Source organism: Limimaricola variabilis (assembly GCF_014195545.1).
In the GTDB taxonomy this organism is placed as follows: domain Bacteria; phylum Pseudomonadota; class Alphaproteobacteria; order Rhodobacterales; family Rhodobacteraceae; genus Limimaricola; species Limimaricola variabilis.
The window spans coordinates 39,356-64,699 of record NZ_JACIBX010000005.1; the positions used below are offsets into that span (position 1 = coordinate 39,356).

Annotated in this window: 26 protein-coding genes; 11 read left to right on the forward strand and 15 right to left on the reverse strand. The window is 69.3% G+C overall.

Translation table 11 applies throughout. From position 1 onward, the window contains the following. Positions 1–14: 14 nt before the first annotated feature. A complete protein-coding gene (locus tag FHS00_RS08170; RefSeq protein ID WP_246391206.1) occupies positions 15–527 on the forward strand; it encodes a CAP domain-containing protein in 513 nt (170 codons plus the stop codon). A gap of 6 nt (positions 528–533) precedes the next feature. Here FHS00_RS08170 and dtd read toward each other — a convergent pair whose 3' ends face one another. The 9 genes from dtd to FHS00_RS08215 all read right to left on the reverse strand — a co-directional run bounded on the left by dtd (position 534) and on the right by FHS00_RS08215 (position 8,667). Continuing rightward, entirely contained in the window at positions 534–977 is a 444-nt protein-coding gene (gene dtd / locus FHS00_RS08175; RefSeq protein WP_183471705.1) for a D-aminoacyl-tRNA deacylase, read from the reverse strand. Then, complete coding sequence (locus FHS00_RS08180) at positions 974–1,888, reverse strand: carbohydrate kinase family protein (protein WP_183471707.1); 915 nt, start codon at positions 1,886–1,888, stop codon at positions 974–976. Before FHS00_RS08180 ends, dtd begins: the two co-directional genes overlap by 4 nt. A 77-nt stretch (positions 1,889–1,965) precedes the next feature. Beyond that, positions 1,966–3,090 carry a TFIIB-type zinc ribbon-containing protein gene (locus FHS00_RS08185; RefSeq protein WP_183471709.1) on the reverse strand — a complete coding sequence of 375 codons (1,125 nt, stop codon included), beginning with the start codon at positions 3,088–3,090 and terminating at the stop codon, positions 1,966–1,968. A gap of 7 nt (positions 3,091–3,097) precedes the next feature. Then, complete coding sequence (locus FHS00_RS08190; protein WP_183471711.1) at positions 3,098–4,210, reverse strand: SPFH domain-containing protein; 1,113 nt, start codon at positions 4,208–4,210, stop codon at positions 3,098–3,100. Positions 4,211–4,230: 20 nt separating this feature from the next. After that, a complete protein-coding gene (locus FHS00_RS08195) occupies positions 4,231–5,196 on the reverse strand; it encodes a DUF2927 domain-containing protein (RefSeq protein WP_183471713.1) in 966 nt (321 codons plus the stop codon). A gap of 43 nt (positions 5,197–5,239) precedes the next feature. Continuing rightward, positions 5,240–6,412 carry a toxic anion resistance protein gene (locus FHS00_RS08200; RefSeq protein WP_183471715.1) on the reverse strand — a complete coding sequence of 391 codons (1,173 nt, stop codon included), beginning with the start codon at positions 6,410–6,412 and terminating at the stop codon, positions 5,240–5,242. Next, positions 6,412–7,308, reverse strand: coding sequence for a 5-bromo-4-chloroindolyl phosphate hydrolysis family protein (locus tag FHS00_RS08205; protein WP_183471717.1), 897 nt, complete (start codon positions 7,306–7,308; stop codon positions 6,412–6,414). Before FHS00_RS08205 ends, FHS00_RS08200 begins: the two co-directional genes overlap by 1 nt. Further along, positions 7,308–7,520 (reverse strand): hypothetical protein, encoded by a 213-nt coding sequence (locus FHS00_RS08210; protein WP_183471719.1) that lies wholly within the window; start codon positions 7,518–7,520, stop codon positions 7,308–7,310. Before FHS00_RS08210 ends, FHS00_RS08205 begins: the two co-directional genes overlap by 1 nt. A 67-nt stretch (positions 7,521–7,587) precedes the next feature. Further along, positions 7,588–8,667, reverse strand: a complete 1,080-nt coding sequence (locus tag FHS00_RS08215; protein WP_183471721.1) for a pseudouridine synthase — start codon at positions 8,665–8,667, stop codon at positions 7,588–7,590. Between the two features lie 63 nt (positions 8,668–8,730). Between FHS00_RS08215 and FHS00_RS08220 the strand changes: the two genes are divergently transcribed. The 6 genes from FHS00_RS08220 (at position 8,731) to FHS00_RS08245 (ending at position 15,826) form a co-directional block, all read left to right on the forward strand. Continuing rightward, positions 8,731–9,204: a nucleoside deaminase gene (locus FHS00_RS08220; protein WP_183471723.1), complete on the forward strand. Its 474-nt coding sequence runs from the start codon at positions 8,731–8,733 to the stop codon at positions 9,202–9,204. A 57-nt stretch (positions 9,205–9,261) separates the two neighbouring features. After that, complete coding sequence (gene dnaG, locus FHS00_RS08225) at positions 9,262–11,226, forward strand: DNA primase (RefSeq protein ID WP_183471725.1); 1,965 nt, start codon at positions 9,262–9,264, stop codon at positions 11,224–11,226. A gap of 158 nt (positions 11,227–11,384) precedes the next feature. Next, positions 11,385–13,376 carry an RNA polymerase sigma factor RpoD gene (gene rpoD / locus FHS00_RS08230; protein ID WP_183471727.1) on the forward strand — a complete coding sequence of 664 codons (1,992 nt, stop codon included), beginning with the start codon at positions 11,385–11,387 and terminating at the stop codon, positions 13,374–13,376. Positions 13,377–13,500: 124 nt separating this feature from the next. Next, positions 13,501–15,045, forward strand: a complete 1,545-nt coding sequence (locus tag FHS00_RS08235; protein WP_183471729.1) for a DNA recombination protein RmuC — start codon at positions 13,501–13,503, stop codon at positions 15,043–15,045. Positions 15,046–15,164: 119 nt separating this feature from the next. Then, complete coding sequence (locus tag FHS00_RS08240; protein ID WP_183471731.1) at positions 15,165–15,407, forward strand: hypothetical protein; 243 nt, start codon at positions 15,165–15,167, stop codon at positions 15,405–15,407. A gap of 2 nt (positions 15,408–15,409) precedes the next feature. Further along, positions 15,410–15,826, forward strand: a complete 417-nt coding sequence (locus tag FHS00_RS08245) for a secondary thiamine-phosphate synthase enzyme YjbQ (RefSeq protein WP_183471733.1) — start codon at positions 15,410–15,412, stop codon at positions 15,824–15,826. Here the strand turns inward: FHS00_RS08245 and FHS00_RS08250 are convergent. Beyond that, positions 15,823–16,143, reverse strand: a complete 321-nt coding sequence (locus tag FHS00_RS08250) for a hypothetical protein (protein ID WP_183471735.1) — start codon at positions 16,141–16,143, stop codon at positions 15,823–15,825. The two genes, FHS00_RS08245 and FHS00_RS08250, sit on opposite strands and share 4 nt — an antisense overlap. Before the next feature lie 305 nt (positions 16,144–16,448). Here FHS00_RS08250 and nrdR point away from each other — a divergent pair, with 305 nt between their 5' ends. After that, a complete protein-coding gene (gene nrdR, locus FHS00_RS08255) occupies positions 16,449–16,913 on the forward strand; it encodes a transcriptional regulator NrdR (protein WP_183471738.1) in 465 nt (154 codons plus the stop codon). Continuing rightward, on the forward strand, positions 16,910–18,025 hold the full coding sequence (gene ribD / locus FHS00_RS08260; RefSeq protein ID WP_343064593.1) for a bifunctional diaminohydroxyphosphoribosylaminopyrimidine deaminase/5-amino-6-(5-phosphoribosylamino)uracil reductase RibD: 1,116 nt from the start codon (positions 16,910–16,912) through the stop codon (positions 18,023–18,025). Before nrdR ends, ribD begins: the two co-directional genes overlap by 4 nt. 15 nt (positions 18,026–18,040) lie before the next feature. On the opposite strand, the gene FHS00_RS08265 is transcribed toward ribD, so the two are convergent. The 4 genes from FHS00_RS08265 to FHS00_RS08280 form a co-directional block, all read right to left on the reverse strand. Further along, entirely contained in the window at positions 18,041–18,469 is a 429-nt protein-coding gene (locus tag FHS00_RS08265) for an EF-hand domain-containing protein (RefSeq protein ID WP_183471740.1), read from the reverse strand. 154 nt (positions 18,470–18,623) lie between these two features. Next, a complete protein-coding gene (locus FHS00_RS08270) occupies positions 18,624–20,618 on the reverse strand; it encodes a capsular polysaccharide biosynthesis protein (RefSeq protein ID WP_183471742.1) in 1,995 nt (664 codons plus the stop codon). Positions 20,619–20,620: 2 nt separating this feature from the next. Continuing rightward, the gene (locus FHS00_RS08275) at positions 20,621–21,754 is read right to left on the reverse strand and encodes a polysaccharide biosynthesis/export family protein (RefSeq protein WP_183471744.1); all 1,134 of its coding nucleotides are present in this window, start codon (positions 21,752–21,754) and stop codon (positions 20,621–20,623) included. Positions 21,755–21,970: 216 nt separating this feature from the next. Continuing rightward, the gene (locus FHS00_RS08280) at positions 21,971–23,269 is read right to left on the reverse strand and encodes a capsule biosynthesis protein (protein WP_183471746.1); all 1,299 of its coding nucleotides are present in this window, start codon (positions 23,267–23,269) and stop codon (positions 21,971–21,973) included. Between the two features lie 135 nt (positions 23,270–23,404). Between FHS00_RS08280 and FHS00_RS08285 the strand changes: the two genes are divergently transcribed. Both FHS00_RS08285 and FHS00_RS08290 read left to right on the forward strand, forming a co-directional pair. Then, positions 23,405–24,010 (forward strand): riboflavin synthase, encoded by a 606-nt coding sequence (locus tag FHS00_RS08285; RefSeq protein WP_183471747.1) that lies wholly within the window; start codon positions 23,405–23,407, stop codon positions 24,008–24,010. Further along, positions 23,998–24,546: a hypothetical protein gene (locus tag FHS00_RS08290; RefSeq protein WP_183471749.1), complete on the forward strand. Its 549-nt coding sequence runs from the start codon at positions 23,998–24,000 to the stop codon at positions 24,544–24,546. Before FHS00_RS08285 ends, FHS00_RS08290 begins: the two co-directional genes overlap by 13 nt. Positions 24,547–24,599: 53 nt before the next feature. On the opposite strand, the gene FHS00_RS08295 is transcribed toward FHS00_RS08290, so the two are convergent. After that, positions 24,600–25,301, reverse strand: coding sequence for a glutathione S-transferase family protein (locus FHS00_RS08295; RefSeq protein ID WP_183471751.1), 702 nt, complete (start codon positions 25,299–25,301; stop codon positions 24,600–24,602). Positions 25,302–25,344: the final 43 nt, after the last annotated feature.

Below are 25,344 nucleotides of genomic sequence, written 5' to 3' on the forward strand. Positions count from 1 at the left end.
CTTGAGGAGAGCAGATGAAAAAGACCCTGAAGGCCGCGGCCCTTGCCGCGCTGCCCGTGCTCGGGCTTGTGCCCGCGATCCCCGTCTTCGACGCCGCCCCTGCCGCCGCTTCGACCGCTGGCTGCGCATTGCCGGCCGATGCCAACAGCAAGGCGACCAGCGTCGCCTCGGGACTCAACGCGTTCCGCGCCTCGCGGGGCCTCGGCCGGGTATCGCACGACCCCGCTCTGTCCCGCGCCGCTCAGGTTCAGGCCTGCGATCTGGCCCGCACCGGCCAGTTCGGCCATCGCGGCAGCGACGGCTCGAATCATCGGGTCCGGGTGGAGCGTACCGGCTATTGCGCCGGCGTCAGTGGCGAGAATCTTGCCTGGGGCTACCCCCGTCCTAACCAGATCATCACTGGCTGGCAGGGCTCGCCCGGCCATCGCAAGGTGATGGAGCTCGACCGGGCGCAGGAATTCGGCGTGGGCATCGCACAGGGTGCCAAGGGGCCGGTCTGGGTGCTGGTGATGGCCCAGCCCTGCTGAGACGGTTCAGCCGGTGACCTCCAGCGGGATGGTCACCGGCCCGTCATTGACCAGCGCCACCTTCATGTCGGCGCCGAAGCGGCCGGTCTCCACCGGTACGTCCAGCGCACGCAGCTCCTCGGCCAAGGCCAGGTAGAGGCGTTCGCCGATCTCGGGCGCCGCCGCGGTCGAGAAACCGGGGCGGTTGCCGGTGCGGGTGTCGGCGGCCAATGTGAACTGGCTCACCACCAAGGTGCTGCCACCGATATCGAGCAACGAGCGGTTCATCCGCCCCGCCTCGTCGCGAAAGATCCTGAGCTTGGCGATCTTGGCCGCCATCTTCGCGGGCAGGGTGTCGGTATCGCCCTGCATCGCGCAGGCCAGGACCAGAAGCCCCGGCCCACAGCGACCCACCACCTCGCCATCGACGCTGACACTGGCCTCGCTGACGCGCTGGACCAGTGCCCTCAAAGCTCGTGGTCCCAGGGCGGGTTGGCGCCTGCGCGGCTCACGGTGATCGCGGCGGCCTTGGCGCCGAGGCTGAGCGCGTTGCGGATCTCGTCTTCGTCGAGCGTGGCGATGTCCGCCTTGTTGAGCAGCCCCGCGCGATCGAGGCTGACCAGCACCCCGGCGTTGAAGGTATCGCCCGCGCCGACCGTGTCGGCCACTTCGACCCGCTGGGAGGCCACGCTGACCGTATGCTCGGCGGTGTAGCCGGTGGCGCCCTTCGAACCTTCGGTGATGCAGACCAGCTTGGGTCCCTTGGCGAGCATCTTGCGCGCGAGATCGGCGGTCTCGCCCGTGCCCTCGATCCAGTGCAGGTCCTCGTCCGAAACCTTCACGATGTCGGCGCGCGCGATCATCCGCTCCAGCCGGGCACGATAGGCCGCTTCGTCGCGGATGAAGGAGGGGCGGATGTTCGGGTCGATCATGGTGACGCGGGTCGGTGCTTCGCGCGCCTGCAGAGCCTCGTAGGCGGCGCCGCAGGGCTCGACCACGAGGGAGATGCCACCGAAGAACAGCGCCTCGGCGCCCGGCTCGGGCAGGTCGTCCTCGGACAGCATCCGTCCGGCGGTGTTCTCATCGTAGAAGTTGTAGGTGGCATGACCGTCGGTCAGCTTGACGAAGGCCAGCGTCGTCGGCCGGTCCGAGATATGCGCCGGGAAGGTGTCGACCCGCGAGGCTTCGAGCGTCTGGCGCAGGATGTCGCCGAACATGTCCGAGGAGATGCCCGAGAAGAACCCGGTGGGCGCGCCGAGACGGCCCATGGCGATGGCGGTGTTGAACACCGCGCCGCCGGCATAGGGCGCGAAGGCGGTTTCGCCCGCTTCGGTGCGACGGGGCAGCATGTCGATCAGGGCTTCGCCGCAGGCGAGGATCATCGGGTTTCCTTCCGGGTCTTGGAGGCGTCTGGATCGGCGCGGACAATGCCGCCTGACGCCGGGTCGTGCAAGCGTGGTTACTGGTTGAGATAGCCGAAATAGCCAAGGATCGCCGCCACGATCAGCGCCAGGAGGACCGCGATCGCGATCTTCCACTTGGAGTAGGGCCGCGCGCCCTGCACCTTGCCCGAGCGGGCATTGACCACGAAGGCATAGCTCTGGCCACGGTAGCGGTAGGCGGCGGTCCATACCGGCAGCAGGACATGCTTGAAGGTGACATCGCTCACCTGGGTGTTCATGTCGTCGATCCGCTGCTGGTCGCCGCCGATGTCGCGGCGCACATCCGTGCGGATCACGTCCTCCATGATCTGCCGTGCCTCGGCATAGGCCGCGTCGAGCTCGACCTGGTAACCCTCGGCCATGAAGCCCGCCACGTATTCCGGCCGGTATGGGATGAGCGCGGGCAGGTCCCACGGCCCGAGCGCGTCGGTATGGGCCTTGGGCAGCGATTTCGAGCCGAGCACGAGGATGTCGTCGAAGAAGCGCGCGACGCGCCCGCGCACCCGGCGCCAGCGGATGCGCGGCTCGCTCACCTGGGTGGGCTTGCCGTCGCGCATCACGGTGCGGGTGACGTAATAGGTGTCGCCGCGCTGGCCGCGATACTCGGTCTGGGTGGCCGCGTCGAAGGTCCAGAACGGCACGTAGATGCCGTTCATCCGCCGCCCCTTGCGCGCGTATTGCCTGAGCCCGTTCGGCGCGAACCACCGGCTGCCGAGCCACTCGGTCAGGGCCTTCTGCGCACGGGCCTCGTCGACCTCGAAGGGCAGCAGCGCGCGGGGCTTGATGTGGCGATGGGTGCCGGTGTCGGCGACCACCGCCGTGTCGCAATAGGGGCAGCGGGTGGCGTGGGTGCCAGGCGCGAACTCCACCTGCGCCCCGCAATTGGGGCAGGAGGCGACCCGGGTCTCCTCGATCTCGGAGACCGGCACGTCGCCGCGTCGGGCGCTCTCGAAATCGATCTCGCGCGTGGCCTCGGGGTCGGGCCGCGATGCGATCGCCTCGCGATGGCCGCAATGGGTGCAGGCCAGCTCGCTAGTGCCCGGGGCGTAATGCATGTCGCTGCCGCAGACCGGGCAGGGGAAACGGTGCTCCTCGACCACGCCGCTGGGCGCGCCGGGCGCGGGGTCGGCCAGATCCGTCATGTCCGGCTCACGGGGCGGGCGGCGGCGGTGGCGGCATCACGGTGAAGAGCTGCGCCAGCTCGTCCACATCCTCGGCCGGTTTCCAGCCATCTTGCCCGGCGGTCCAGACGAGGGTGTCGCGGTTGAAGCCGCCCTCGGTCACCATCCGCCCGAGCCGCGCCTTGGAGAAGGGGCCGGTGACCTCGCCGTTCACCGCGAGGTGCCAGACATGCTCGGCGGGCGGCGGTGGTGGCGGCGCGGCCTGCGGCGCCTGGGTTTGCGGCTGGCCGGGCATCGGGCCCCACGGCCCTTGTCCCGCGACCATGCCCATGCCGAAGCCCATGCCCGCCCCCATCGTGCCGGAGGGGTTGGCGGCGGCGGTGGTCATCGCCTCGGCGGCGGAATACTGGCCGAAGCGGCCCAGATCGCCGACGATCCCCATCGAGGTGCGCTTGTCGAGCGCCCGCTCCACCGCGTCGGGGAGCGAGATGTTCTCGACGTAGAATTCGGGGATCTCGAGGCCGTATTGCGCCACCACGGGCGAGATGGCGTCGCGCACGACCTTGCCGAGATCGCCGGTGTTGGCCGCCATGTCGAGCACCGGGATGCCCGAGCCTGCGAGCACCCGGCTCACCTCCTGCACCACGATGTTGCGGATCTGGTAGGAAATCTCCTGGGTCGTGAACTCGCCATCGGTGCCGACGATCTCGCGCAGGAACAGGGCCGGATCCTTGACCCGCATCGCGTAGGAGCCGAAGGCGCGCAGCCGTACAGGGCCGAATTCGGGGTCGCGGCACATCACCGGGTTCTTGGTGCCCCATTTGCGGTCGGTGATCCGGGTGGTGTTGACGAAATAGACCTCGGACTTGAACGGCGAGCGGAAGCCGTGGTCCCAGTGCTGCAGCGAGGTCATGATCGGCATGTTGTTGGTCTCGAGCATGTAGAGACCGGGCTTGAACACATCCGCGAGCTGGCCCTCATGCACGAAGACCGCAGCCTGGCCTTCGCGCACCGTCAGCTTGGCGCCGTACTTGATCTCGTGGCCTTCGCGCTCGAAGCGCCAGACCATGGTGTCGCGGTCGTCCTGGGTCCAGTGGATGACGTCGATGAACTGGCCGGAGAGAAAGTCGAGAATGCCCATGGTCGTCTCCCGTGTTGCGCTCAGACGTTGCCGCCCAAGAGTTCCGCCGCGATGTCGCGGGCGATCGGCGCCGCCTCGACGGCGCTCATCCCCGGCCGCATGCGCCGATCGTAAAGCATCTTGAGCAGCAGCTCGTCATGCTTGGTCAGCAGGCCGAACTCCTCGTCATCGTTGAAGATCGAGGGGCGGGCCTGGGGGCTGTCATTGGCGAGGCCCATGCCCTGCGCCAGCTCCTCGTGGATGCAGGCGAGGCGCAGCAGGTCCGGATGCTCGCCCCGGATCAGTGCCACGGCGCGGCTGTAGGTGCTGCCGCCATCCTGCGAGAAGGCGATGACCAGGCACAGCGTCGAGCGTGGCGGGTTGAGGAAGGCGCGGACCGAGCTTTCGGCGATGCCCGGGACCATGCGGCGCAGCTCGCTTTCGAAGCCGCGGCGGTCGTCCTCGTTCAGGATCAGTACCGAGAAGTTGCCTTCCTCAGCGGTCTGGGTGATCGGCACGCCGGTGAGCCGCGACAGCCGCGCGCCATAGGCGGCGACGGCATTTCGATCCCGTACCCTCTGCTTGGCCGGAACCGTGTCGCCGAACCGCACATCCATGCGGATCGGGCTTTCCCAGCGCCGCAGCCGGCTCATCGTCGCCTCGGCGCGCAGTTCGGTGCCGTCGGCGACATATTCGTCGAACAGCGCGATCCGGATGAAGTTGCGGGCCAACATGGTGTCGGTGAAGGGGGTGTCGGGCCCGCCGCCATCGCCGCGCAGAAGTCCCTGCGCCACGAGGTCGGATTGCAGCTTGGCGTAATGCTGTGACAGGGCCTGGCTCGCGGCCGAACGGACCGGATCGGCCACGGGCTCGGGCCGCGGCTGCGGGCTCGGGGTGGAGGGCTGTGCCATGGCCGCCGGCGCGGTGGCGACCGGCTGGTTGCGCGGCGGCGTCACCGGCACGAGTTCGGGCGGCTCGGCGCAGGCTGCGACGAGCGACAGGGCCATGAACCCCCCGACCAATCCGGACGCGCGATCGAGCCTCACCGCGTCACCCCCGCCGATCGCCCTGTGCCGCAGCCCGGCCACGGGCCGCGCCGAGTGCCGATTTCAGCTCGGCCTCCATGCGCCGCAATTCGGCCTCGGCCTCGGCGCGCTTGCGCTTGCCCTCGTCGGCGATGGTCAGGCTCTCGTCGATGGTGGCGATCAGGTTGGCATTGGCTTCCTTCACCGCCTCGATGTCGAACACGCCGCGCTCCATCTCGGTGCGGATCGCCTTGTTGGCGGTGCGCAGGTTCTCGGCGTTCGAGCGCAACAGGTCGTTGGTGAGATCGTTGGCCTCGCGCACCGCGCCTGCCGCCGCCGCGCCGCGCTGGATCGTCACCGCCTGCGCCAGCTGGGTCTCCCAAAGCGGCACCGTGTTGACGAGCGTCGAATTGATCTTGGTGACCAGCGACTTGTCGTTCTCCTGCACCAGCCGGATCGAAGGGAGCGACTGCATCGTCACCTGCCGGGTGAGCTTGAGATCATGCACCCGCCGTTCAAGGTCGTCGCGGGCCGCGCGCATGTCGCGCAGTTCCTGCGCCGCCATCACCTGGCGCTCCTCGGAGGCCGCCTCCATCCGCGCCTGCTGCGCAGGGATCTCGGTCTCGTCGATCTCCTTCAGACGGGCCTCGCCGGCGGCGATGTAGAGCGCCAGCTCGTCGTAGAAGGCGAGCGTCTTGTCGTAGAGCACGTCGAGGCTCTCGATGTCCTTCATCAGGGCGTGCTCGTGGCGCAGAAGCTCGTCAGTGATCCGGTCGATCTGGCCCTGCACCTCGCGGTAGCGCTCGGTGAACTTGGCCAGCGGCTTGGCCCGACCCATCAGCTTGTCCCAGAGCGACCGCTTGCGGTTCGGATCGAGCTCGCCGACGTCGAAGCCGCGGATCGTGGCGACGATATCGCGCAGGCTGTCGCCCGCCGGGCCCACATCCTTGTTCTGCACGCCTTGCAGCATCGACTGGCTGATCTGCTGCAGCTCGGCCTGCGCGCCGGAGCCGAAGCGGACGATGGAATTGGTATCGCCGAGAGCGATCTCGGTCATCCGCTTGCGGATTTCCTCGGTCTGCGCCGGCGCGGCGCTCTCGAGGCTCAGCTCGGGCGCCGGGTCGGGCAGGCGGGCGTCGTTCAGCGTATCGATTTCGGCCATCCGGGCCGCGGCCGCGTCGCGGGTCTTGTCGGACATCACTCGTTCCCTCTTTCAGACGACGCAACAACGCCTTCGCATGCGAGTCGGTCCCGCAGCACCCTGATCTCGATATCCATGTCGGTCCGGTCCGAGAGCAGCATCGTCTCGGTCCGGGCCGCGAAGTTGCGGTCGAGATCCGTCAGGAGCGATTCATACTCGGCCCGCGCGGCGCTGTCGCGGTTGCGGGACCAGAGATCGGCAAATTTCACCGAGGCGTCACGCGCGCCCATCAGATAGACGCCCAGATAGCGCCGCGCCTGCGTCAGGTCACGCGGATCGCGCTCGACGCTGCGGATCATCTCGCGCGCGCGGGCCTGAAAGGCGGCCACGCGCTCGTCGAGCTGGCGGTCGCGCAGCGCGGCGATCGCCGAGCGCATCTGCGCAAGATAGGTCTCGGCCTCGTCGACCACCTTGGCCACGCGGTCCTGCTGGTGGTCGTCGACGCCCTCGATACGCTTGTCGGACATCGGATCGATGCCGAAGGCTGCAACGTGCAGCCCCGCTGCGGCGAGGCCGTAGAGCGCCGCGCCCAGCACGCCGCCATCGCCCGACCATGCAGCGAGTGCCACGCCGAGCCCGGTCAGCCCCGAGGCCATCATCTTGCGCGGCCAGGCCGGCCTGCGGGCGACGGGTCGGGCCCGCCACTCGGCCTCGGCCCGCAGCCCGTCACGCAGCAGGAAGGCCGCGAGCGTCAGCACGCCCGCGCCGACCAGACCGGCGACGAGGCCGGCGGGACCCGCACCGAGCGAGAACAGCGCCAGAAGGGCAGGGGGCACGAAGAGGAGGTTCACCCGCGCGCCCGCCGGGTCGACCCGCGCGGTGTCACCTGGATCGGCGGCCGGCTGGCCGGGCTGCGCGCCGGGGCTGTATCGCCCGCCGAAGCGCCGGGCCATCAGCCGGCCCCCAGAAGACCGGTGGCGGTGCCGGCCATCAGGGCCAGCAGCACGAGATAGGCGATGGTACGGAATGGCGCTGGCATGGCGTCCTCCTGAGTGGCTGGCAATCCCCCGCGCCGCCGCGCGACATCGCGCAGCGCCGAGAGGAATTGCGCCCCGGCAAAGACCAGCGCGGAGGCGACAAGCAGCAGCAGAATCAATCGCGTCATGGCCGGGCGGTCCCTTGGCTAGGCCCTCTTGATAATAGGAGGTGGCGCGCGGCTTTTCGAGAGGCGCTCAGCGTTTGAAAGGTTTGGCGCTCTTGCCGCCTCCGGGGCCGCCGCGCGTCGGGCGGTCGCCCCTGTGTGCTGGCCGATCGCCCTTCGGACCCGGTCTCTCGCCGCCCGAGGCGGGGCGTTCGCCGCCACTCGCCACCTTCGCGCCGAACACGCGACCGGTGCCGCCCGGCCGCTTGCTGGCCTCGGGCGCGCCGGTCTTGGCCGGGCCGGTCTTGCCGGGGCCCGTCCGCTTGGCCTCGCTCGCCTGCTTGCGCGCGCCGCCCGGTCCCTTGGGTGCACCGCCGCGCACAGCGGGCTTGGCGCCCGGGCTGCCATCGGGGCGGCGCCGCTGCACCTTCGGCCCATCCTTCTCGCCGAGCTGCTCGCGCAGCACCTTGGGGCGGATCTCCTCGACTTCGCCGGGCTCGAGATTGCCGATCTGGAACGGGCCGTAGCTGATCCGGATCAGCCGGTTCACCGTCACCTCGAGCGCCGCCATGGCGCGCCGGATCTCGCGGTTCTTGCCCTCGCGCAGCCCGACCGTCAGCCAGGCGTTGGCGCCCTGCTGGCGGTCGAAGGTCACCTGCATCGGCTGGTAGTCGACGCCCTCCACGGAGATGCCCTGACGTAGCCGGTCGAGCTTCTCCTCGCTCACCGAGCCGTTGATCCGGACCCGGTAGCGGCGCAGCCAGCCGGTCGAGGGCAGCTCCAGCCGACGCTTGAGCTCGCCGTCATTGGTCAGCAGCAGCAGCCCTTCGGAGTTGAGGTCGAGCCGGCCCACGCTCATCACCCGGGGCATGTCCTCGGGCAACTCGTCGAAGACCGTCTTGCGGCCCTTCTCGTCCGAGGCGGAGGTCACCAGCCCGGCGGGCTTGTGATAGAGCCACAGCCGTGCCGGTTCGGGCGCGGCGAGCGGCGCGCCGTCGACGGTGATGCGGTCCTTGGCCGTGACGTTCAGCGCCGGGCTGAAGATCCGCTCGCCGTTTACCTTGATGCGGCCGTCCTCGATCATGCGCTCGGCTTCGCGACGCGAAGCCACGCCGGCGCGCGAGAGAACCTTGGCGATCCGATCGCCCTCGGGGATTTCGTTCTTGTCCATCCTCCCGCCATAGCCGCTCGCGCCCGGCCTTGCCAGCGCCGGGTGCGCCGGGCATCAGGGCCTATGCGTTTTCGCTCGCACATGGATATCGCGCTCGAGGAGGCGCGCGCCGCCGCCGCGCGCGGCGAGGTGCCAGTCGGCGCCGTGGTTGCCGACGCCTCCGGGCGACCCATCGCCCGGGCCGGCAATCGCACCCGCGAGATGAACGATCCCACCGCCCATGCCGAGATGCTGGCGATCCGGGCCGCCTGCGCGGCGCTGGGCTCCGAGCGGCTGACCGGCTGCGCGCTGTGGGTGACGCTGGAGCCCTGTCCGATGTGCGCGGCGGCAATCTCCTTCGCCCGCATCGCGCGGCTGCATTACGGCGCGGCCGATCCCAAGTCGGGCGGCGTCGCGCAAGGCGCGCGCGTGTTCTCGCACCCGCAATGCCACCACAGGCCCGAACTGTTCGACGGCATCGCGGCCGCCGAGGCGGAGGCGCTGCTCTCGCGGTTCTTCGCGGGCCTACGCGAGGGGCCGGCGGGACGCGAGAAGTGATCGGTCGAGGGCGGGCTGGTTCTGGACTTGCCCCCCGCCCGGCCCGATATTGACGCCATGAGTCTGCCCCCCGGTTTCCTCGACGAATTGCGCACGCGCCTCAGCCTCGGCCAGGTGGTCGGGCGCAAGGTCGCGTGGGACATGAAGAAGTCGAACCAGGGCAAGGGCGATTTCTGGGCGCCGTGCCCGTTCCACCAGGAAAAATCGGCGAGCTTTCACGTCGATGACCGCAAGGGGTTCTACTACTGCTTCGGCTGCCACGCGAAGGGCGACGCGATCTCCTTCGTGCGCGAGACCGAGAATGTCGACTTCATCGACGCGGTGAAGATCCTCGCCGCCGAGGCGGGCATGGCTATGCCCGAACGCGATCCGCAGGCGCAGAAAAAGGCCGATCGTCGCTCCGAGCTGGTGGAGGTGATGGAGCAGGCCGTTCAATGGTTTCGGATGCAGCTGCGCAGCTCGGTCGCCAGCGCCGCACGCGACTATCTCGCCGGGCGCGGCCTCGACGAGGCGGCGCAGTCGCGCTGGGAGCTGGGCTTCGCACCCGACGACCGGGCCGCGCTGACCCGCGCGCTCAAATCCAAGGGCATCGCGGAGGAAATGATCGTCGCCGCCGGCCTCGCCGCACGGCCCGAGGGCGGCGGCGCGCTCTATGACAGGTTCCGGGGCCGCATCATCTTTCCCATCCGCGACGCGCGCGGCCGCGCCATCGCGCTGGGCGGGCGGGCGATGGATCCCAATGCGCGGGCGAAATACCTGAACTCCCCGGAAACGGAGCTCTTCGACAAGGGGCGCAATCTCTACAACCTCGCCCAGGCGCGTCAGGCTGCGGGCAAAGGCGCGCCGCTTGTGGTGGCCGAGGGCTACATGGACGTGATCGCGCTGTCGGAGGCGGGGCTCGAGGCCGCGGTGGCCCCGCTCGGCACCGCCGTGACCGAGAGCCAGCTGCAGCTGATGTGGCGCGTGCATCCCGAGCCGGTGATCGCGCTCGACGGCGACGCGGCGGGGCTGCGCGCCGCGCAGCGGGTAATCGACCTCGCGCTGCCGTTGATCGGCGCGGGGCATGGGCTGCGATTCGCGCTGATGCCGGAAGGGCTTGATCCCGACGACCTGATCCGGGCCAAGGGTGCGGGCGCGATGCGCGAGATCGTGTCGAACGCGCAGCCGATGGTGCAGCTGCTGTGGCGGCGCGAGACCGAGGGGCATGATTTCGACAGCCCCGAACGGCGGGCCGCGCTCGACAAGCGGCTGCGCGACGCGGTGGCGCTGATCCGCGATCCGGATCTGCGCGGCCATTACGAGCAGGAACTGAAACGGCTGAAATGGGAGCTGTTCAACCCGCGCCGGCAGGGCGGGCCGACCCGGATCGACCGCAAGGGGCAGGGCGGGTTCTTCAAGCCCGGCCAACTGCCGCTGGCGCCCAGCCCCTCGGCGCGCGCCTCAATGCTCGCCACCGGCGGCGCGGTCGAGGATCACCTGCGCGAGGCGGTCATCCTCGCCACGCTGATCGCCACACCCGAGGTGCTGCCCGAGTTCGAGGCAGCGTTGGAACGGATGGAGTGCCGCGATTCCGATCACGCGGCGCTGGTACATGGCATTCTCGCCTGCCACCACGAGCCGGACCTGCGCGGCGCGCTCGAGGCCCGGCTGGGGCCGGAAGCCCTTGAATCCCTGTTCGCGCAGCGCCATGTGGCGATCAGCCCGGGCGTCCGCCGACCCGGCGATGCCGAGACGGCGCGGATGTGCCTTGCTGAGGAACTGGCCAAACTCGATGCCCGACGCGGTCATGCCCGCGAACTGGCCGAGGCGGTCGAGGACCTCTCGGGGCTGAGCGACGAGGGGCTGACCTGGCGCCTGTCGCGGGCCGCCGAGGCGCTGGATCGGGCGGGGCGTGGCGACGGGGAGGATACGACCGAATACGAATACGGTACCAACGGCGCGCCGATGCGGCGTGACGAGCGGACCGAATTCGATGCCTTGCTGGGCACGATCGCCTTCGGAAAGGCGAAGCCCGGCAGCTGATCGGCGACGCGCTGCACCCGATTCGGCAGTGGACGTTGCGACTGCGTGAAAGAATCGGACGCCGGGAGGTTGCGAATCGCGGCCCTTGCGGCTTGATTCGGGCAGTCCGAATCACTGCCCGGCGCTGGACAGGACGTTCACCGAACGAGGAGCCCTTCATGGCCGCGAAAGACACCGACGACCGCAAGGACGACGACCAGGACGGGGCGATGACGCTCGACATGAGCCAGGCGGCGGTCAAGAAGATGATCTCCGAGGCGCGCGAGCGCGGCTACATCACTTACGACCAGCTCAACCAAGTGCTGCCCCCCGATCAGGTCTCCTCGGACCAGATCGAGGATGTCATGTCGATGCTCTCCGAGATGGGCATCCAAGTCACCGAAGCCGAGGAAAGCGAGGAAGTCGAGGAGGGCGGCTCGCGCGAGATTGCCACCGTCGGCGGCAACCGCGAGGTGGCGCTGGGCGGCGCCGAGGCCGAGAAGCTCGACCGTACCGACGACCCCGTCCGGATGTATCTGCGCGAGATGGGCTCGGTCGAACTGCTGAGCCGCGAGGGCGAGATCGCCATCGCCAAGCGGATCGAGGCCGGCCGCAACACCATGATCGCGGGCCTCTGCGAGAGCCCGTTGACCTTCCAGGCGATCACGATCTGGCGCGACGAGCTCTTGTCTGAGGACATTCTGCTGCGCGACGTGATCGATCTCGAAACTACCTTCTCGGGCCAGATGGGCGAAGAGGAGGGCGACGAGCCCGTGGTCGAGGCCGGCGCCGCGAGCGGTGCGGAGAAGTCCGAGCGCGGTGGCGACAAGCCGGAATACGACGCCGACGGCAACCCGATCCGCAACAGCGATGACGACGACGAGGACGACGAGCAGCACAACATGTCGCTCGCCGCGATGGAGGCCGCGCTCAAGCCGCGCGTGCTCGAGACGCTCGACACCATCGCCGAGAACTTCTCGCGCCTGTCCGACATGCAGGACGCCCGGATGTCGGCGACGCTGAACGAGGACTCGACCTTCTCGAAGGCGAACGAGGCCGAGTACCAGTCGCTGCGTTCCGAATTGGTGGTGCTGGTGAACTCGCTGCACCTCCACAACAACCGCATTGAGGCGCTGATCGACCAGCTCTACGGCATCAACCGCCGGATCATGTCGATCGACAGCTCGATGGTGAAGCTCGCCGACCAGGCGCGTATCAACCGCCGCGAATTCATCGACGAGTATCGTGGCGCCGAGCTCGATCCGACCTGGATGGACCGGATGGCCGAGAAGCCGGGCCGCGGCTGGCAAGCGTTGTTCGAGCGTTCGGCCGGCAAGATCGAGGAACTGCGCGGCGAGATGGCTCAGGTCGGCCAGTATGTCGGCGTCGACATCGGCGAGTTCCGCCGCATCGTCCAGCAGGTCCAGAAGGGCGAGAAGGAAGCCCGTCAGGCCAAGAAGGAGATGGTCGAGGCCAACCTGCGCCTCGTGATCTCGATCGCCAAGAAATACACCAACCGCGGCCTGCAGTTCCTGGACCTGATCCAGGAGGGCAACATCGGCCTGATGAAGGCCGTGGACAAGTTCGAGTATCGCCGCGGCTACAAGTTCTCGACCTACGCGACCTGGTGGATCCGCCAGGCGATCACCCGTTCGATCGCCGACCAGGCCCGGACCATCCGTATCCCGGTCCACATGATCGAGACGATCAACAAGCTGGTGCGGACCGGCCGCCAGATGCTGCACGAGATCGGCCGCGAGCCGACCCCGGAGGAGCTGGCCGAGAAGCTGCAGATGCCGCTCGAGAAGGTCCGCAAGGTGATGAAGATCGCCAAGGAGCCGATCTCGCTCGAAACGCCGATCGGCGACGAGGAAGACAGCCAGCTCGGCGATTTCATCGAGGACAAGAACGCGATCCTGCCGCTGGATTCCGCCATTCAGGAGAACCTGAAGGAAACCACGACGCGGGTTCTGGCATCGCTCACCCCGCGCGAGGAGCGGGTTCTGCGGATGCGCTTCGGCATCGGCATGAACACCGACCACACCCTCGAAGAGGTCGGCCAGCAGTTCTCGGTGACGCGCGAGCGGATCCGCCAGATCGAGGCCAAGGCGCTCCGGAAGCTCAAGCATCCGAGCCGGTCGCGCAAGCTGCGCAGCTTCCTCGACCAGTAAGCCAAGGCGATGAATTCAGGACGGCGGCGGGACATCCTGCCGCCGTTTTTCGTATCTGCAACGCCGGGTTGACGGATCGGGGTCGAACCGTGAACATCGGCGCAGTTCCAGCAAGGATGCCCCCATGCCCAGCGATCTCCTCAGCGTCGTTTCCCTAGGTGCGGCCCTCGTACTGCTCGTGGCCCTCGTTGCCGCCGTCACCGCCCTCAAGGGCGCGCGCGCCGCGCTGGCGGCGCTGCGCGGCGATCTGGAGGCAGGACGGCGCGCGGCCGACGAGGTGCGCAGCCAGGCCGAGGGGCGGCGCACCCGGCTGGAAGAGCGCGAGCGTGAGCTGGCCGCGCTCAAGGAAGAGCTGACCGCGGCCCGGCGGGCCCAGTTCGAGAGTGATGCCGCCCATGGCGAAACCCGTGCGGCCAAGGCGGCGCTGGAGGAGGCCAAGCGCGGGCTCGAACAGGCGCGCGACGATCTGAAGGGGCAGCTTTCGGAGATCACCGCCGAGATGCGCGAGCTGCAGGAGCGCCATGCGCAGCTCCAGTCGGACCATGCGACGCTGCAGGCGAGGAGCGCGGGCGAAATCGAGGCCGCCGAGATCCGGATCAAGGAACTCAAGGAGCTGCGCGAGGAGATGTCGCGTCGCTTCGAAGAGCTTGCCACGAAAACCCTGCGCCAGACCGGTGAGGATTTCTCCAAGGCCAACACCCAGAAGCTCACCGAGCTTCTCACCCCGTTCCGCGACCATGTCTCGCGCTTCGAGACCGAACTTCGGCAGGTGCATGGCAAGGCCGACGAGGAACGCGCACGGCTCGGCAAGCAGATCGAGATGCTGACCACCCAGTCCGAGACGATCCGCTCCGAGGCCGCCGCTCTCACCCGCGCGCTCAAGGGCGACAAGCAGAAGCAGGGCGCCTGGGGCGAGATGATCCTCGAGCGGATTCTCGAAAGCTCGGGGCTCGAGCGCGGCACCCATTATGTCGTGCAGGAGAGCCGCACCGACGATCAGGGCGCGCGCTGGCGGCCCGACGTCGTGGTGAAGATGCCCCGCGACAAGAGCCTGGTGATCGACAGCAAGGTCAGCCTCGTGGCCTATGAGGCCGCCGTGAATGCCGAGACCGAGGAAGAGCGCGCAAGGCATCTGCGCGAGCATGTCGCGGCGGTCCGCCGCCATATCGATCAGCTCGCCGCCAAGGGCTACCAAGCGATGCAGGACGGCTCGGTCGATTACGTGCTGATGTTCATGCCGATCGAGGGGGCGCTGTCGGCGGCGCTGGCCGAGAGCGGCGACCTCACGGCCTATGCGGTGTCCAAGGGGGTCGGGGTGATGACTCCCTCGACGCTGATGGTGACGCTGCGCACGGTGGACCACATCTGGACGGTCGAGCGGCGCGAGAGCAATGCCGAGGCGATCGCCGACCGGGCCGGCAAGCTCTACGACAAGGTCGCGGGTTTCGTGGGCAACATGGAGCAGGTCGGCAAAGCACTTGCGACCGCGAGCCGCGCGCATGACGACGCGATGGGCCAACTCTCCACCGGGCGCGGCAACGTGTTGGGCCAGATCGAAAAGCTCAAGGTCATGGGCGCGCGCACTCAGAAGAGCCTCGGCGTCGATTTCGACGAGGCTGAGGACGAGGACGGGACCCCGGCGCTGGGGCTGCGCGAACCCGCCGAGTAGGGGGTGAAAGGCGGGAGTGTTGCGCTCCGGCCACTGGTCTCGAGGCGCCGGTGAACTAGCGTGAAACCATCTCCGTCCCTGCGTGTTGTTCAGGCAGGATCGAGACGGGAGACACCGCCATGAATAAGCTGATCGCCTTCGCCTTCGTTGCTGCCGTCACGACGCCGCTGATGGGTGTCACGCCGATCCTTTCCTCCGCTGCGGGGTTTCAGGACGTGACCGAGCCGGCCGCGCGCTACGACCTCGACGGCGCCATCGAGATCCCGGTCTCCGCCAACGAACTGGCCGAGTGCCGTGCCACGCTGGAGAGCGTCTTCATCGGCGGCGGCACCCCCGAGGTCCGCTGCGTGGTGACCGGCTGAACTTGCACACCGGCTTCTCAATCGAAACCCGCGGCCCCGGCCTGATCGAATTTACCGGCCGGGTCGCCGATTGGGTGGCCGATGTCGCGCCCGAGGAAGCGCTCCTGACTCTGTTCGTGCGCCACACCTCCTGTTCGCTGCTGATCCAAGAGAACGCCGACCCCGAGGTGCAGAGCGACCTTGCCGCGTTCTTCCATCGCCTCGTTCCGCCGAGCGACGATGCCTCGATGCGCTACCTCACCCACACCTATGAAGGGCCGGACGACATGCCGGGCCACATTAAGTCGGCCTTGTTGCCGACCTCGCTGCAAATCCCGGTGATCGACGGGCGCATGAGCCTCGGCACTTGGCAGGGGATCTACCTATTCGAGCATCGTACCCGCCCGCATCGGCGCGAGGTCACGGCGCTGCTGCGCTAAAGACGGTAGTTGCTGACGCTGCCCTGACCCCGATCACGGATGGAGCGCGCCCGGTCCCCCGATATCTCCCAGAGCTGACAGTTCTCGGGCAACTCGAAACCGACGGTCCCGGTGCGGCAGAAATACCCGTCGCGCCACAGCCACGTGCCGGCATAGGCGGTACCCTCGTAGACGCCCTCCATGGTGCCGTCGGCGTTCACGACGAGAAAGCTGGGGCTGCTCGTATCCTCGATGGTGAGACGTTTGCCGACGATCGCGGCCGCGAAGGCGGCCTGCTCGGTCAGCGGGGCGAAATTGGCCGAGGGCTCGACCGGCATCGGCGCGCATCCGGCGGACAGGGCGGTGATGAGGGCAGGGCTGAGGGAGGCAATTGTCCTGTACATGAGAATCTCCGATGTCATACGGCTCACTCGAAATCGCCGCTGCAACCAGAACGGCATGGCCCCAAGGGTAACATAATACCGAAGCTGCATTAACCCTCAGGGTTGCGCCGGGCGGGCAGGGGCCGAAGCCACGTCATCTGGTGTGTGGATATTTCGCCCTACCCATTCTGTGGGTGGTCTCCTATAGTCGTCGTGGACCAGGGCCGTCAGGCCCCCAGCATGATGGCAAGAGGACCGGGATGCGCTGCCCGTTTTGCGGAAATGTCGACACGCAGGTGAAGGACTCGCGTCCCGCCGAAGACCACGCCGCGATCCGCCGCCGCCGCTTCTGCCCCTCCTGCAACGGCCGTTTCACCACTTATGAACGCGTGCAATTGCGTGATCTCGTGGTGATCAAGTCGAACGGCCGGCGCGAGGAGTTCGACCGCGACAAGCTCGAGCGCTCGATCCGCATCGCCCTGCAGAAACGCCCCGTGGAGCCGGAGCGGATGGACCAGATGATCTCTGGCATCGTCCGGCGGCTGGAGAGCATGGGCGACACCGATATCCCCTCGGCCAAGATCGGCGAGATCGTGATGGAGTCGCTCGCCCGGATCGACACGGTGGCCTATGTGCGTTTCGCCTCGGTCTACATGAACTTCCAGGCCGTGGGCGATTTCGACCGCTTCATGTCGGCGCTGCGCCCGAACCCGGCCGGGAAGTGAACGGCAGCACCGATCGCCGCTTCATGGCGCTGGCGCTGTCGCTGGGGCGGCGCGGGCTGGGACGGGTCTGGCCCAATCCCAATGTCGGCTGCGTGATCGTACGGGACGGCCGCATCGTCGGACGCGGGCGCACCGCGGATGACGGACGCCCGCATGCGGAAACGCAGGCGCTGGCTCAGGCGGGGGACGCCGCGCGCGGCGCCACGGCCTATGTCACGCTCGAACCTTGCGCCCATCACGGCCGGACACCGCCCTGCGCCGAGGCGCTGGTGGCGGCGGGCGTGGCACGGGTCGTCGTCGCGGCCCAAGATCCCGACCCCCGTGTCGCAGGGCGTGGCCTGGAACGGCTGCGCGCGGCCGGCATCGTGGTCGAAACCGGGTTGATGGAGGCGCAGGCACGGCGCGACATGGCGGGCTTCCTGAGCCGGGTGGAACGCGGGCGGCCCTTCGTCACGCTCAAGCTCGCCACCAGTCTCGACGGCCGCATCGCGACCGGCTCGGGCGAGAGCCGCTGGATCACCGGCCCTGCCGCGCGGGCGCGGGTTCACATGATGCGGGCCCGCCACGACGCGGTGATGGTGGGCGGCGGCACGGCGCGGGCCGACGACCCGATGCTCGACGTGCGGGATCTCGGCATCGATCGACAGCCGGTGCGGGTGGTGCTGTCGCGCAGGCTCGACTTGCCGATCGACGGGCGGCTGGCGCGGACGGCGGGCACGGTGCCGCTCTGGCTGTGCCACGAGGAGGGCACCGACACGGCGCCGTGGCAGGCCGTTGGCGCCCGCAGCCTGCCCTGCAAGCTGGCCAGCGGCCAGATCGACCCGGCGGCGGCGCTCGGGGCGCTTGCGGAGGCGGGGCTGACCCGGGTGTTCTGCGAGGGCGGGGCCGGGCTTGCCGCCTCGTTGCTGGGGACGGGGCTGGTCGACGAGCTGGTGTTGTTCACGGCCGGGCTCGCGATCGGCGCCGAAGGCACGCCGGCATTGTCGGCGATGGGGATCGACGCGCTTGCCAAGGCGCCGCGACTGACCCTCGTGACGCAGGAGCGGGTGGGCGCCGACGTGATGAGCGTCTGGCGTCCCACCAAAGGCGCGGAAGGCGACCGCCCCGGATAGGGCGGCCGCAAAAGTTCAGTTCGGCGCGCCGACCGAAAGCCCGGCGTCGAGATCGACCGAGGCATCTGCCCCGCCTGCCTCGACCTCGGTCTCGGAGGAGGCTTCCGCTTCGACTTCCGCATCTTCCTTGGCTTGCTCAACGGCCTCGCCGGCTGCCTCTGCCGCGGTCTCCGCGGCTCCGGTCGCGGTCTCGCCCTGAGCCTCGACCTCGGCCCGGGCCTCATTGCGCGCCTGCATTTCCTCGGCGCTCAGCCGACCGTCGGCGTCGAGGTCGTAGCGCAGCAATTGGGTGCCGACCTCGCCGAAGGCGGCGGTCAGCTCGGCTTCCACCAGAAAGCCGTCGCCGTCGGCATCCACCATGGCAAAGGTCGCCTCCTGAGCAGTGGCGGTATTGGCAAGGCCCGCGAGGGCGAGGGGAGCGATGAACTTGAAGCTACGAGTCATGGTCTGTCCTTTGTCGTGATCGGGCGACATGCGCCCCCGGCGCATCGGCCGGCTGCGGACGGGCTAACAGGTTCGACGGGGCGCTGTCGCCTGCCCCGTAGGCGCGGACGCGGCATCCTGCCGGGTGCGCCGTCCGGTGCCGGCGGGCCGCTGCCTAGCGGCGCCAGAGGCCGGGAAATCCGGCCAGAAGCCCTTGAATTCGCGCCAATGCGCGCAAGGCGGGCGCGGTCCGGCCCTGACCCTCGATCAACCGGTCCAGCGTCACTTCCGGCGGGCAGGGGCGGCCCGATACCGGGTCGAAATAGCGCGGCCAGCCGATGAGCGCGGCATGCGCCAGCGCCGTGATATCGGGCCGGGCGGTGCGACGCGGGCAGGGCGGTCCGAGATCGCGCGTCAGCCCCCAGCCGGCATAGAAGGGCGTGCCGAGACAGGTAACCGGAATGCCGCGCAGCAGCGCCTCAAAGCCGGTGCCGGAGGTGATGGTCCAGACCTCGTCGGCCACGGCAAGCGCCGCGTGGATGTCGGCCTGGACCAGCACGACATCGGCCAGCGCGCCGGCATCGGCCACCGCCCCGGGCCGCAGCCCGGCCTCGACGTCGGGATGCGGCTTGTAGAGGATGACCGCGTCGGGATGGGCGGCTCGCACGGCCTCGAGCAGGCCGCGGTTGGTCTTTATCTCTCCCGCGCCCAGACGGATCGCGGCGTCGTCCTCGACCTGTCCCGGCACGAGGATGCGCCGGCCCGGGGGAAGCTCGGGCGGCATGTCTCCGGCGAGGTTGTATTTCGTCAGCCGTGCCGCGACGAGCCGCTGCACCAGCCGCTCGGCGCGACGTCGCGCGTGGTCGGGCAGGGTGGGCGCGGCGGTGATAAGCCGCTCCAGGCGGCTCTCGCGGGCGGGATCGTAATGCAGCCCCAGATCGTCGAGCGCGAGACTCGCGGGCGGCACCAGGGCAGCGCCGAGGCCGCGCGATCGCAAGAGGCCGTCCTCGACGCGTAGCGCCCCTGCCGGGGCGGGCCGGTCGCCCCAAGTCATCAGCCGGCGTCCGCTCCGCTCTGCGAGCCGCGCCGCGCGTCTGGGCGGATCGGCGAAGATCACCGGGCGATAGGTGCCGAAGCCCGCCTGCAGATGCCGCCTCTTCCAGAGCCGCATGCCCGTCGCGACCCAGCCCTTGCGATCCTCGCGCCAGGCGCGGGTCTGCGCTTCGAAGGTGTCGAGCGCCGCCTCGAATCCGCAGGCACGGTCGCGATACGGGTCGTGCCAACGCGGGTAGAGGATCATCGCCGCGGCGAAGAGCTGCGCGCGGGTCAGGCTGCGCTGCCGCCGCGCCACCGGCGCGCGGTCATCGGTCAGCCCCCAGCCGACATAGAAGGGCTGGCCATGGATGACGGGGCGATGCCCGGCGAGAATTGCCTCGAAGCCCATCTGCGAGGAGAAAGCATGGACGGCGATCGCCCCTTCGAGGAGCCGCCAGGGCGAAACCGGGCTGTCGCAGAACTCCATGCCGGGCCCCAGATCGCTGTCGCGGTAGTGACCTGCGCGAAAGCCTTGCTGGGTCTCGGGGTGGGTCTTGATGACGATCCGGGCATGAGGATGCGCCTCCCGCGCGTCGAACAGCATCTCGAGAAACGCCGCGCGGTCGCCCCGACTGGCGCGCACCGCCGCATCTCCGGCGGTCTGGTCGATCACCAGAACGTAGCCTGGCTCGGGCAGCGGTGTTTCGGGGTCGAAGGCGGAATATTTCGACAGCTCGGCCCAGTGCAGCCGGGCCATGCCGTCGCGCGCGCGGTCGAGCAGGGTGGTATCGTCGAGCGGGGAGGTTGCGAGCAGCGTTTCGAGGTCCGACGGCGCGGAAGGGTCGAAATGCGCACCGCAGTGGTCGATCAGCAGGCCAAGGGGCGGCGTTCCGGAGCGGCCCGGCAGGACCGAGCGCAAGAAGGCGTCCTCGATCCGCACCAGTGCCGCGCCGCGCCGTTTGGCGAGTGCCTCGCCGCGCCAGGCGGTCGGGCTCTGGCCCCAGACACCGACGAGATCACTCGCACCCGGCAGGCCGAGCCGCGGCGCGTAGCCGGCCCCGCGCAGCCGTGCGCGGATCGGTCGCGCCAGCAGCCCTCCATTGCAGACGAACAGGCGGCGCGGGTGCTCGGCCACCCCTAGCGGACGGCGTCGACGGCGCCGCGCGAGCTGGTCAGCGTCCCGGTCAGCCCGTTGATGACCCGGCCGAACTCGACGATCGGGGCCTCGGTGACATAGACCGTGTCGTCGTCGCGGATCGCGAAGTCGCGCGCCATGAACATGCCGTTTGGCCGGGTGAGGTCGAGCACGTAGACGAGGCGCTGGGTGCCGACGAGATCCGGAATGCCGGTGATCTGGCTGGCGATCACGGCGGGCTCGTTTCGGAACACGAAGACGCCGGTCGGATCGGCCAGCTGCGGGTTCAGGCCGCCCACGCGGGCGATCGCCTCGATTGCCGAGATGTTGCGGCTTTCAAAGGGGACCAGCTCCTGCGTGCCGGTGGCGCCCAGCGCGGTGAAATCGCGGGTGTCCGCTTCGACCAGGATCCGGTCGCCGGCGCGCAGCGCGATATCGGCGCGCGGATGCTCGTAGAGATCCTGGAACCAGACCTCGCCGGTGGTGCCCCCACGGGTGACGGTGACCTGCGCCAGTTCGGGCCGCACGGTGACGCCACCGGCCGCCGCCAGCATCGCCGAGAGGGTGCGGGTCGGCCGTTCGATCGGGTAGACGCCCTGCGCGCCGACATCGCCCACCACCGACACGGTCGACCCGTCGCCAGCGAGGCGGCGGACCTGCACCTGCGGATCGGGGGTCTGCGCTTCGAGCTTCTCGCTGATGATCCGGCGGATCGCCTCTGGGCTGTTCCCGGCGGCGCGGATCCGGCCAGCATAGGGCACGAAGATGAAGCCCGAACCGTCGACCTGCACCTCTTCGAGCACAGTGGCGTTCTGGCCGCTCGGCACCAGAAGACCGTCATCGACGTTCTCCCAGATCGTCAGCCCGAGCACGTCGCCCGGCTGGATCGTGTCCGACCCCAGCAGGGCCGCGTTCTCGAAGGTCGCGGCGAAGCCCAGCGCCGGGGTGACGCCGGCGATGCGGTTCACCCGGTCGTCCACCGCCACCACGAAGGCATCGCCTTCGCGCAGCACGGAGCCCGCGAAGATCTCGCGCTTGTTGGGGCCCGAACGCGGGGTCAGCCCGCAGCCTGCGACGAGGGCGATCGCGGCCAAGAGGGCCGCACCGCGGGCGAGGCGGTGGGGGAGGTGTGTCACTGCGCGGTCTCCTCGACCTGTTCCTGTCTGCCTGCGACCCCGCGCCGGGGCCGGTCTGCCTGCAGCCCGTTGTGTCCCGGGCCTGTCATGATGCGGGGCATGTTCTGCCCGTCGCGGGCAAGGCTAGCGCGCGCGCCGGGGCCTGACCAGTTGCCGTGAGGGCGCGGTGCGGCGGCGAGGCGGGCGGTGTGGCCTGCGGGTCGCGCTCGCGCGCCGTCAGGGCAGCGCGCGCAATGGCTGGCGTGGGGCGGCGCGGCCCGCGCGCAGGGCGTCATAGGGGTCCTCGGCCGCGAGCATCATGTCGGCCACCTGCCGCAGCAGCCGCCGTCGCCCCGCCGCCGAGTAGAACCCGCCCGAGACCTGACTGGTCTCGAGAAGGAAGCGGCGGTAGTCGCGATAGGCGCGGCGGTCGGGCCGGACCGGCTGGGCGAAGAATTCGGGCAGGGCCTGGGTCGAGGCGAGGTCGGGCTTGGAATAGACCGCGCGGCCGAACGCCTTGAGCGGGATGCCACGCCACAGCACCTGCTGCGCCGCGGTGGAGTTCACGGTGACGGCGGTGCGCGCCGCGTCCAGAAGCCGTGCCAGCTTGCCGCCGCGCAGGTAATGCACCCGGGCCTCGACGCCATGCGCGCGCGCCAGGTCGCGGATCATCCGCTTGAGCGGCGCCTGCCCGTTCTCGAGCGGATGCGCCTTGAACACGAGGTGATGGTGGCGCGGCGCCCCCTTGGCGAAGCCCGCGATCACCAGCTCGAGAAACTCCGCCATGCGCGAGAAAGGCGAATGCGCGCGAAAGCTGGCGTCGTGTTCGAGCTGCAGCAGCGCGAGGTGATAGGGATAGCCGCCATACCGGATCCGCGCCGTGGCCACGATCCGGTCGAGCGCAATGAAGGGCATCAGCAGCAGCCGGGTGGTATAGAGGCGCGCCTCGGTCGCGAGGGGCAGCTCGCGATGCGCGCGGAAGCCTGGATAGGCGCGGTTCCGGAACAGCACGAACCAATGGTAGAGCGCGCCATAGAAGACGTGCTGGCGCATGTCGCCCCAATGGGCGGGCGCTTCCGTGATCTCGGGGTCGGATCGCTCCAGCGCCGTGCGCATCTCGTCGATGCCGATCTCCATCAGGCGCGAATGGCCGTTGGTGCCGCCGCGCTCATAGGTGACCCACCAGGGCCGCAGATAGCCTTCTTCGAAGACATGGACGGTCAGGCCACGCGCCCGGGCCTCGGCCACGGCGGTGGCGTGGACGGGGCGCGTGTCGCCATAGAGCACGATGTCGGTGATGCCGTGCTCCGCGACCAGCGTGCCGAAGGTCGCGGCCCAGCCCGCCGCATCGCCGCGATAGGGGATATAGCCTGCGCGGTCGCGCCAGAAGGCCGCGTCGCCCGCGTTGAACCCGACCCGCCAAGTCCGCGCCCCGGCGGCACGCAGCATGGCGGCGAGCCGGTCGAAGAAGGGCCCGTGCGGGCCTTGCAGGAACAGAAAACGCTTGGTCGCGGGATCGGTCATGATGCGGGCCATGGTGACGGTCGATCCCTTCGATTTCGCAAAAGCGCCGGGCCCTTTTATGGCACCGGGAGGGCAGGGAAAAGCGCCTGCCCTTGTGCGGGGCGAACCGCGCATCTAGGTCTTGGGGCGCAAGACAGGAGCGCACCCATGTTCACAGGCATCATCACCGACGTCGGAGAGGTTCTCGAGGTGGTGCAGGAGGGCGACCTGCGCGCCCGCATCGCCACCGCCTACGATCCCGACGGCATCGACATCGGCGCCTCGATCGCCTGCGACGGCGTCTGCCTCACGGTGGTGGCGCTGGGCCGCGAGCCCCGCAATTGGTTCGAGGTTCAGATTTCGGCCGAAACGGTGAACCTCACCAATATCGGCCGCGATGGCTGGCAGGTAGGCAAGCGCCTCAACCTTGAACGCGCGCTCAAGGTCGGCGACGAGCTGGGCGGGCACATCGTCTCGGGCCATGTCGACGGCGTGGCCGAAGTGGTCTCGACCCGCGACGAGGGCGACAGCTTGCGGGTGCGTTTTCGCGCCCCCGACGCGCTGGCCAAGTTCATCGCGCCCAAGGGCTCGGTGGCGCTGAACGGCACCTCGCTCACCGTGAACGAGGTCGAGGACGCCGAGTTCGGCATCAACCTGATCCCGCATACCCGGGAGGTGACCAACTGGGGCGAGGTCGTCGTGGGCAAATCGATCAATCTCGAGATCGACACCATGGCGCGCTACGTGGCGCGGCTGCGTGAATGGGATCGGTAATCGGCCATAATGGCGGCCCGACGCTCGAGCCCGGCGCGAGCTGGCGCCGCCATGCCTGGGGTCGGGCGCGGTGCGAACTGCTGCCTGTGCTGCCGATCGAAGTGGTGCGGCTGCGGGTGAAGCGCGCCGCCGAGCTCGGTCTCGACTATCGCAGCTACGCCTCGGTGCGGGCGGCAACCGGGCATGACCTGATCGGCTTTCTGTTTTCGTCGAACGCGCTGCGGCTCCTACGCGCGAGTGACCGGCTGCCCGAGGCGCGGCGCGCGAAGCTGGCGGCTCTCGATGCGCTGCGGATTGCCGCCGTGCAGCCGCCGCTCGACCCGAACCGGGTGCTCCGGGCTGCGCCGCTCGACGCCGCGCATGCCGCGCCAGGGCTCTCCGCGGGCTGGGGCGAGACCCGCGCCCGGCTGCGCGACATGCTCGACGGCCCAGCCGACCGCTACCTCGTGGTGGGGGACACCGCGCTGGAGCGCGACTGGTGCGCGACGGTGCGCGCGGCGGGCTATCTCCCGGCGGATCGCTACTTCGCCGGCTGAGGCGTCGCGCCTCTCTTCGTAAGGGCTTCTTTTGGGGCGTCCGGATGATCACCTCAGGTGGCGCTGCCTTCCGGTGGCTGCGGCAGGCGCGGTGCGGTGAAGGGGGCTTCCCCCAGGCCTTCGGCCGCGATCGCCGCCGCGACGCAGGCCCGCGCCTCGAACCGCGCGAGCAGCGCGCGCAACCGCGGGCGCGTTCCGAGGTCGAACCAGCCGGTGTCGCCTTCGGGGTAGAGCGCACACCAGCGCAGCATCGGACCAAGGTAGCAATCGAGCGCAGAGGGGCCATGGCCGCCGAGCCAGTCCCCGAGTTCCGGCGACGCCGCTTCGAGCCGGTCGAGCATCGCGTCGATGCGGCGGGCGGTGGCCTCCTGCAGGGCCGCGACATGGGCCGGCGCGACATGGGCATCGCCGTAGAACATGATCCGCGACGCCGGATGCAGCGTGTTCGACATCCAGAACAGCCATGCCAACGCCCGACCGCGGTTGGGGGCCTCCGGCGCGGGCAAGAGCGCGACCCGGTCACGGTGCCGGTCGGCCAGCCACAGCAGGATCGCCGCCGTCTCGAAGATCGGCCCCTCCTCGGTCTCGAGGACCGGGATCAGCCCGTGCGGGTTGAGCGCGAGATCGGCGGGCGCGCGCTGCGCCCGGATCCTGCGGTCCACCAGCACAGTGCGGTAGTCGAGGCCGAGCTCTTCGAGCGCCAGCCTGACGCAGAGCGAGGCGTTGTCGGGGGCATAGTGCAGTCGCAGGGTCATTCTGCCTCCAAAGCGCGCCGCGCGGGCGGATCGCAGCATCGAT